This is a genomic window from uncultured Cyclobacterium sp. (genome assembly GCF_963976465.1).
Lineage (GTDB): Bacteria > Bacteroidota > Bacteroidia > Cytophagales > Cyclobacteriaceae > Cyclobacterium.
In genome coordinates, this window is the sequence record NZ_CAXBOC010000358.1 from 1 (window position 1) to 6,159 (window position 6,159).

A 6,159-nucleotide genomic window follows, 5' to 3' on the forward strand; every position below is an offset into this window, starting at 1 on the left:
TTTCAAACTTGGGTAACCAATCTCTATCTATGATTGTCCGGATCCATTCAAAGGCTAGGCAGGAAAATGATTAAATTTAAGACCGAGAGATGAAGCTTAACATTCAAAATACATTTACAAGTGAATTACCTGCTGACCCTATTACGGGAAACCAAAGGCGACAGGTTGCAGAGGCTTGTTTTTCCTATGTGGAACCCAGTCCCAGTGCAGCACCCAAGCTAATTCATGTGTCCAAGGAAATGTTGGATAATTTGGGTTTATCAGTAGCTGACAGTAGATCTGCTGAATTCTTAAAGATTTTTACAGGCAATGCGGTATTGGATAATACCCAACCATATGCCATGTGCTATGGTGGACATCAGTTCGGAAACTGGGCAGGTCAGTTGGGAGATGGCAGAGCCATTAATTTATTTGAAGTAGCACATCAGGAAAAACAGTGGGTGGTGCAACTTAAAGGTGCGGGAGCCACACCCTATTCAAGAACAGCAGATGGACTTGCGGTTTTGCGCTCTTCCATTCGGGAATACCTTTGCAGTGAAGCTATGCATCACTTAGGAGTGCCAACCACCAGGGCTTTGTCTCTGGCCTTAACCGGTGACAAAGTAATGCGAGACGTATTGTACAACGGGAATCCTGCTTATGAAAAAGGAGCCATCGTCAGTCGGGTTTCACCAAGTTTTTTACGCTTTGGAAATTATGAACTTTTTACTTCCAGACAAGATGCCCAAACACTTAAAACCTTGGTAGACTTTACCATAAAACATCATTTCACCCATTTAGGCTCCCCTTCAAAGGAGGCTTATATAGCCTTTTTCAATGAAGTCGTGCAAAGTACTTTAGCCCTAATTGTTCATTGGCAAAGGGTGGGTTTTGTTCACGGGGTGATGAATACAGACAATATGTCTATTTTAGGCTTGACCATAGATTATGGTCCTTACGGTTGGCTGGAGGGTTTCGAAGAAGGCTGGACTCCCAACACCACAGATCTTCAGCAAAAGAGATACCGATATGGAAATCAACCAAATATTGGCCTATGGAATTTATATCAATTGGCCAATGCCTTGTACCCTTTGATAGAAGAAGTAGCACCTTTAGAAGATGCTTTGAACCAATATAGAACAGGTTTTCCTAAAGCAATGATTCAAATGATGCGACAAAAAATAGGCCTATCAACAGAAAAAGAGAAAGACATCGCTTTAATTCAAGAATTAGAACGGCTTTTGCAGGAGGCAGAAACTGATATGACTATATTTTTCAGGTTGTTAAGTAAAGTAGAGAAAGCTGACACTTCAAATGGTTTAGACCTAATAAAAGAAGCCTTCTACACGCCTTCTGAATTATCAGCTAGCCTACGAGAAGATTGGGAAGCTTGGTTCCAATTTTATGGAAATCGCCTGCAAGAGGAAGCTGTTTCTGACCAGGAGCGAAAGAAAAGCATGAACCAAGTTAATCCAAAATATGTACTTCGAAATTACATGGCCCAATTTGCCATTGATGATGCTGAAAATGGAGATTATGGTCTTTTGGAGGAATTGTTTGAACTGTTGAAAAAACCTTATTCAGAACAAACCCATCAAGAAAAATGGTTTGCCAAACGTCCTGAATGGGCGAGACATAAGGTTGGTTGTTCCATGCTCTCCTGTAGTTCTTAATCATGTTGGTGAATTGGATATACAAATTACCCATTGGTTATTCGGAAGTGATTTATAAAAACAAGAAATATGGACTAACAAGAACCGATTTTAATAAGGGAAAAAGTATTAAAATTTATGCCAAGGAATTGGGGGGAAAGAATTTTATTAGCCTAAACTATTATATAACCAACAAGAAAGATTTATTAAAACCCTGCGAAATGTCTGATCATAAGGTCATCCACTTCCTGAAAAACCTCGAAATTTTAGGTTAAAATTTAAGCTAGCCTATATTCTCAGGCACAATATTATTGTTTTATTCCTGTTTTCTCAAAAATCTCCTGTATGCCTTTCTTGATTGGAAATGGTTTTAAAGGTGGCACATCAGCTCCACCGGGATTACCCAAAGGAACCTTACCCACAAAAGATTTAACTCCTCCCAATACCAATCGAGGAATTTGACCAATTATTTCTCTATAACTTTTGACTTTTATCCCAAACAACAGCATTTCCCAATGAACGTAGGTGTGGGTATAAGGATACCTTTGCCCTATAATGTGGGCATTTTCCAAATGGTTCCATGCTTTACCAAGGTTACCGGCTTCAAACTCAATCCTGTAACTTTCAAGGGATTCTTGAAAATAAGGCACTAAACCTGAGGGCATAGAAGTGTAAATTTTCATATCAAATACAATAGTGCGTACAACTGTCAAACGTTAAATAAAACCTTTAAGTTTTTCTCTTTCCTTATGACAATGGGGAATAGATTGAAATTAATTCTACTTTAATTTTTTCCACCAATTTTAAGGATATCCCTGATAAAAAAATAGGAAAGGGAGAAATTCCCTTTCCTATCAACCACTATTTATTCCACCATTTATTCAGTGAGGCTGTAAGTTTTTGTACTACCTCAGGGTGTTTCTCTGCCAGGTTATTTTCTTCCAGAGGATCCTTTAAGATATTGTACAACAATACTTCTTGCGTATCCTCATTGGCGACTCCCGGTACAATGATTTTCCAGGGGCTGGTAATAAGCATTCTACTTTCCAAAGTCTTTTCCGGCACATCTACCCCCTTCATATCATGCGCAAAATCCATGCTGTAGATTTCTTTTCTGTTTTTTAAAGCTTTCTTATCCATTATATTGATTCCTTGCATATTAGAAAGCGGGCCCATCCCCACCGCAGCCAAGGTGGTTACCGCCATATCAATGCTGCTTGTCAAATTGGAATGATCCATTTTAGGCTTGATTTTCCCTGGCCATTTATAAATAATTGGTGTTCTTATCCCCATATCCAAAGGAGCCTGCTTGGATCCCTTAACATATTTATTCGGTACATCCGGATCTTGAATCCATCCATTATCTGTGACAAATACAACTAGGGTATTCTCTGTAAGTCCTTTTTCTTCTACCCTATCCAAAAGCTGACCCACAGTTATGTCAAACCATTCACACATGGCCCAATAGGATGCAACAGAATTGCTTGGAGCCAAGGGCAGGTATTTCTGAAATAATGAGTCCGGTGGGTTATGAGGAGAATGAGGCAAAAATGGAGCATACCATACAAAGAAGGGCTTGTCTTCATCGATGGCATGATCCATAAAATCGAATATAGGATCCATTCCTTCACGTCCAATTTTAAGACCTACATCTCCATGTCTTCCACCTCTACTCGGATCACCATGGGTCATTCCATGAGTAAACCCTCCTTCTTTGTAGTTTCCACCCCACCATTTCCCTGCTTGGAATGACAAATACCCCAATTTTTTCAGAATTATTGGGATGGTGGGGTGTTTTTGAAATTCATCCAAGTAGTCTTTATAAAGCCGAGACCTGGCGATTTGCCAATCATTATTGTAACGCTTCCCTGCAAATTTAAACTCCGGATCATTCCCTGTAATCCCATGTTGATAAGGGTAAAGACCAGTAATTATACTTGCCAGTGAAGGACTACAGAGTGGGGCTGTCACATAACCCCTAGTGAAGGTATGACCTTCATCAGCCAATTTATCAATATTTGGAGTCTCAATATGTGGGTGTCCCGTAAAACCATAATCGTTCCATGCTTGATCATCGGATAGTATATAAATGATATTGGGCTTTTCTTCCTGCCCATAAGATGTCATTTTCGTAATTGACATCAAAATGAGCACCACAAATGCCCACCTTAAAGGACGAATCCTACTTGCTTTTTTCATTGTAAATTATTTTGGTTTTCTAAGATTAATAGCCTGAATTCTGTTCTAGTCGGTTGATCAATATTTGTTCTGCCGGTATAGGTGCCAATAATTTATATTCAGCCACATCAAAAGAAGCATCAAAAAGGAAGGATTTCATCTGTTTTTCCCTTTGTCCATGAGCGGCCATTACTTCCAAGGCTTTTCCGGTTCTCTTCAGGTCATACCACCTTTGGTTTTCAAAACAAAATTCCACTTGGCGTTCTTTCAGAATCAAGTCCTGTAAGCTCTCTTGGTTATACCCTTGTAGTGGTTCTGTTAAACCTGCCCTGTTCCTTACCATTTCTACATAAGGAATGGCTTCTCCTGTTCTACCTTGTCCATTTAGGGCCTCCGCATACATCAACAATACATCTGAATAACGCAAGACCGGCATATTGTCCCCACATCGATCATCGGGGGCGGAAACTGGTGGTTTAAACTTTCCAATATAAGACAATTCTCTTATTTCACCATCCCAATCCGGCCCTGTCCAGGTATTAATGGACACCTCTTTTCGTTGGTCTCCTTCCTCAAATGCCTCAATAAGATCGCGCGTGGGGATATTCCAACCGGCAGAAACCATACTAATATTAGGCCTATTGGTTATTTCGCCTTCAGAACTCCAAGGGGCAAACATGAATATAAACCTATTGGATAGTTCGCGGTTGTTTTCTGAATACTGAATTGCAAATAATGTTTCAGTGAAATCGGGATTGGATGGATCATATAGATCCGCATAATTCGGAAGCAAGCTATACTGATTGGCATCGATTACCTCCTTTAAACTACTTTCTGCTGCGGAATAATTTTTTAAAGTAAGTTGCACTTTTCCTAATAAAGCTTGTGCGGCATATTTATTCGCTCTGCCATCCTCATCTACCGATGTAGCATTAGAGAAATGGGCTACAGCACTTTCAAGGTCATTAATAATTTGTTGGTAAACCTGCTCCTCGGTGGACCTATCAATATTTACAGCTTCCTGTGCAGTAATAGGTGCAATCACCAATGGCACGCCACCAAACTGTCTTACCAGGTTGAAATAATAAAGTCCACGCAAAAACAAAGCCTCTCCTTTGGACCTGTCTTTATATGCTTGGTCGGTCCAGGTGACCCCTTCCCTATCTATTTCAGCCAATAATTTATTACATCTGGTGATCCCATTATATGATCTATCCCAAAATTGAGCATAGCCCCTATTGTCGGAGGTAATAATAAATTGATCAATAACTCCCCTTACGGCCTCCCCGGTCCGGATATTGTACTGAAAACTCGTATTGTCAGATATCAATTCTGCCAAAACCCAATGTAGATCTTTTTCATAATCCCTCATTGGTACATAGCAACCATTGGCCAGAAGAATAAATTCTTCCTGTGTTTGATAGAAATTACCTTCATTTAAAGTCGTCTCCGGGAAAATCTCCAGAAAATCCTCTGAACAGGCACTCATTCCCAAAAAGACAAGTATATATAATAGCTTTTTCATGTCTGATTATTTTTTGTGACGCTGAATTATTAATTACAAATGCGTTTAAAAAGATAAATTGATACCTATGGAAGTGGTCCTTGACAATGGATAAGAAGTCATGTCAAACCCGGGAACCAGGGTATTGTTTTGATTGGCTGCTTGCCCTTCCGGATTGGCCCCTTTATAATGAGTAAACATGGCCAAATTTTGAACGGTCATGTATATTCTTGACCCCTTGATTACTTTTAAATGCTCCATTAATTTACTCGGAAGTGTATAGCCTAAAGTAAGATTTGAAATCCTTAGGTATGATGCATCTTCTACCCAAAGGGTAGACACCCGGTGACCCCAGCTAGGCCTCACTTGTGGGATTCCTGAATGAATTCCATCTCCCGGATTTTCGGTACTTCTCCATCGGTTTACCCAATCCTCGTCCACGTTAAAAAACCCTTGAAGATTGTCTGTCGTCTGGCGCAATCCATTCATCACCTGACCACCACTTTGCCCATTGATTATCAATCCAAGGTCAATATTTTTATACGCAAAATTGTTTGTAAAACCGAAAATAAAGTCGGGATGTGGGTTACCGATAATGGTATAATCCAATACGTCATTGATCAAGCCATCTCCATTGACATCCCTATACTTGACATTACCTTCGTAAACTTGTGGCGTTTTAACGATATCTGGATTCTCCATGTCTTCCGGTGTATAAACACCCTCCAATACAAATCCGTAAAATTGACCAATCGGCTTACCTACTACGGAAACGTGCGTTGGGTTACCGTCATTATTACCGGCCAATATCCGTACGGTATTGTCATTCAAGGAAATTACTTTATT

4 protein-coding genes and 1 pseudogene are annotated in these 6,159 nt (G+C 39.9%); 1 reads left to right on the forward strand and 4 read right to left on the reverse strand.

What is annotated here, in order from left to right; all coding sequences use genetic code 11:
* The first annotated feature begins 89 nt into the window (after positions 1 to 89).
* Entirely contained in the window at positions 90 to 1,652 is a 1,563-nt protein-coding gene (locus AAC037_RS17735; RefSeq protein ID WP_339904432.1) for a YdiU family protein, read from the forward strand.
* Positions 1,653 to 1,939: 287 nt separating this feature from the next.
* On the opposite strand, the gene AAC037_RS17740 is transcribed toward AAC037_RS17735, so the two are convergent.
* From AAC037_RS17740 to AAC037_RS17755, 4 genes and pseudogenes are all read right to left on the reverse strand, one after another.
* Positions 1,940 to 2,296 (reverse strand): DUF3703 domain-containing protein, encoded by a 357-nt coding sequence (locus AAC037_RS17740; RefSeq protein WP_339904434.1) that lies wholly within the window; start codon positions 2,294 to 2,296, stop codon positions 1,940 to 1,942.
* Between the two features lie 196 nt (positions 2,297 to 2,492).
* Positions 2,493 to 3,830 (reverse strand): sulfatase, encoded by a 1,338-nt coding sequence (locus AAC037_RS17745; RefSeq protein WP_339904436.1) that lies wholly within the window; start codon positions 3,828 to 3,830, stop codon positions 2,493 to 2,495.
* Between the two features lie 25 nt (positions 3,831 to 3,855).
* Complete coding sequence (locus tag AAC037_RS17750; protein WP_339904438.1) at positions 3,856 to 5,334, reverse strand: RagB/SusD family nutrient uptake outer membrane protein; 1,479 nt, start codon at positions 5,332 to 5,334, stop codon at positions 3,856 to 3,858.
* 45 nt (positions 5,335 to 5,379) lie between these two features.
* A pseudogene (locus tag AAC037_RS17755) lies at positions 5,380 to 6,159 on the reverse strand (TonB-dependent receptor); the annotation flags it as partial.